This is a genomic window from Corallococcus sp. 4LFB, assembly GCF_046520365.1.
Classification (GTDB): Bacteria; Myxococcota; Myxococcia; order Myxococcales; family Myxococcaceae; genus Corallococcus; species Corallococcus caeni.
In genome coordinates, this window is sequence record NZ_JBKGHJ010000773.1 from 1 (window position 1) to 2,667 (window position 2,667).

Below are 2,667 nucleotides of genomic sequence, written 5' to 3' on the forward strand. Positions count from 1 at the left end.
GTGCTTCGCGCGCGCCGCGACGAACGCGACGGGCGGCGTGTACGGCGGCGGCGTGCTGGGCCTGAGCGCCCCCACCCCGCTGGGGCTGCTGTCCTCGGCGCGCTGGTCCGGCGTGCGGGAGGTGCTGGGCTCGTGGCTGCGCACGCCGATGGAGCCCGTGCCGACGTTCGTCCCGGAGGTGGAGCCGGACCTGTACTACGTGGTGGACGACGACGCGGACACGCGCGAGCGCTCGCTGCTGCTGGAGGAGCACCGCGCGCGTGGTGTCCTTCGCGGACGAGCTGGCGCTGTTCTGCGCCGTGGCCCGCCGCCCGCCCACCGCCATCCTCCTGGACGTGGTGCTGCACTGGGTGGACGGCCTGCGCCTGTGTGAAGGCCTCAAGCAGCACCCGCTCACCCGCGACACGCGCGTGCTGGTGATGAGCGGCCTCAACCGTCCGCACGTGCGGCAGCGCGCGCTCGACGCGGGCGCGGAGGCCTTCCTGCCCAAGCCGGTGAACCCGGACCGCCTCCTCTGCCAGCTCACCGGCCGCGTGCCGGACCCGCTGGCCGCGCCGCGTGAAGCCTCGCGGCCCGCCGCCGTGGAGTCCTTCGGCGAAGACCGCTTCGCCTCCTGACCCCTGCCCACGCGCGGCGGTGTTGAACCGGGGCGCGGGCGGCGTTCGGGGACTCCGCGTCCGGCCGGCGCACCCGGCCCCGTGGACTCCCGGGGCCGGGGTTCACCCGCTGATATCCTTTGTTCACTCGCAGTGAACAGACACCGGGACCGTGCTTGGCCCTCAAGCCTCCACGTGGCGCAGCCCCCGCCGCAGCATGAGCGAGCCGGACATCATGGAGATGCCCCGGAAGAAGACGGCGAGCCCCACGAGGGTGCCCACGAGCCACACGGAGGACGCGGGCCACCGGGCCATGACGCTGATACCCAGGACCAGGGAGATGAGGCCGTAGGCCAGGTCCCATCCCCACTGGAAGTAGCGGTCCATGACGGAGGTGATGACGTGGAAGAGGCCGCTGGCGAAGAAGTAGCCGGCGATCAGCAGCGTCAGCGAGGCGAGCCCCGCGGCCGGGTACATGACCGTGAGGATGCCGACGACGGTGGTGAGCACGCCCCCGAGCATGAAGGACCAGAAGGAGCCCCGGCCTTCGCCGCGGGAGCGGACGGCGGCGGCGATCTCCAGGACGCCGCCAATCACCAGCATCATGCCCACGAAGAAGACGGTGACCATGCTGGTGAAGAAGGTGGCGCCCAGCAGCACGACACCCGCGATCGCTGTCAGCAGGCCCAGGAGGAAGGGGGCGCCCCACATCGCCGAGGCCCCCCGGGAAGCACGGTCCGGCCGGGTGTCCGGCGCGCGTTCGACGTTCGTTCGCATGGCATCTCCACGGTGATGGCTGCCCGCCTCGGGCCCTCGGCCGCCTGTCGGTCCGGGAGTGGACGTGGGGGAAGCGTTTCCTCGTGGAAGATGGGAGCGGCGCCGGGTGCGAACAATCCAGGCCCCCGGCGAATGCAGCGGAGCGGCGAGCAGGGGCCGGGGTGGCCCACCCCGATCACGGGGTGGGGCGGGCGTACGGAGGCGGGAGGAACACCGCGCCGGGCTCCTTGCGGAACCAGGTGAGTTGCCGCTTGGCGTAGCGCCGGGTTTCCTGCGCGGTGTCGGCGATGGCCTCTTCGCGCGTCATCCGGCCCTCCACCACGGCGCGGGCCTGCACGTAGCCGACGCTGCGCATGGGGGCCGCGTCCGCGTAGCCCTGCTCCAGCAGGGCCCGCGTCTCCTCCACGAGGCCGCGCGCGAACAGCGCCTCCGTGCGCGCGTTGATGGCCGCGTAGAGGGCCTCGCGCGGAGGGTCGAGCACGTACAACTGGAAGGGATGGCGGTCCGGCGCGAAGGCATGCGCGCGGCGGAACTCCGAAGCGGGGACGCCCGTCTGCGCATGGATCTCCAGCGCGCGGACGACGCGCACCAGGTCCTGCGTGGGCAGCTTCGCCGCGGTCTCCGGATCCACCTCGGCCAGCCGGCGGTGCACGGCCTCCCTCCCCTGCTCCGCCGCGAGCGCCTCCAGCTCCGCGCGCAGCGAAGGCAGGGCACCGGGTGCGTCCACCACGCCGTGCAGGAGGACGCGCAGGTACAGTCCGGTGCCGCCGACGACGAACACCGGCCGGCCCCGGGAGGCGATGTCCGCGATGGCCGCGTCGGCGCGGCGCTGGAATTCAGCGGCGGAGAAGGCCGCCAGCGGATCCACGCAGGAGACCAGGTGGTGCGGCACGGCGGCCAGCTCCTCGGCGGAAGGCTTGGCGGTGCCGATGTCGAAGCCGCGGTACACCTGCTGCGAGTCCGCGCTGACGATCTCCCCGCCCGCGGCGCGAGCCCAGGCGATGGCCAGCGCCGTCTTCCCCGACGCCGTGGGCCCAGCGATCACCGTCAAAGGCACCCGCGTCTCAGCCACCGTCATCCGCCTCCCACGCCCGCTGTAACGCAGACGCGGGGCAAGCGCGAGCCCTGCGCTATCGCCGTCCCGCCGCGGTCAGCCGCGCCCGCACCACGTCCGCCGCGCTGGCATCCCGCGAGAACACGAGCCGCGCGGTCTCCACGGACGACAGCACGCGCCCCGCCGCGCCCACCAGCGCACCCCGGCCCGCTGGCGTGGGCTCGGGCAGCATCGCGTTGG

Annotated in this window: 2 protein-coding genes and 1 pseudogene; 1 reads left to right on the plus strand and 2 read right to left on the minus strand. The window is 73.5% G+C overall.

The window, feature by feature from the left end; genetic code table 11:
• Positions 1 to 617 (plus strand): annotated as a pseudogene (locus ACLEQD_RS40900) (two-component system response regulator); the annotation flags it as partial.
• A gap of 162 nt (positions 618 to 779) precedes the next feature.
• Here ACLEQD_RS40900 and ACLEQD_RS40905 read toward each other — a convergent pair.
• Entirely contained in the window at positions 780 to 1,373 is a 594-nt protein-coding gene (locus ACLEQD_RS40905; RefSeq protein WP_410391339.1) for an HdeD family acid-resistance protein, read from the minus strand.
• A gap of 175 nt (positions 1,374 to 1,548) precedes the next feature.
• Positions 1,549 to 2,430, minus strand: a complete 882-nt coding sequence (miaA, locus tag ACLEQD_RS40910; RefSeq protein WP_410391340.1) for a tRNA (adenosine(37)-N6)-dimethylallyltransferase MiaA — start codon at positions 2,428 to 2,430, stop codon at positions 1,549 to 1,551.
• Between the last annotated feature and the right edge of the window lie 237 nt (positions 2,431 to 2,667).

What these genes read in the sequence shown, in the direction of transcription:
- ACLEQD_RS40905 (WP_410391339.1), bottom strand. Translation starts at nt 1,373, where the DNA reads ATGCGAACGAACGTCGAACGCGCGCCGGACACCCGGCCGGACCGTGCT.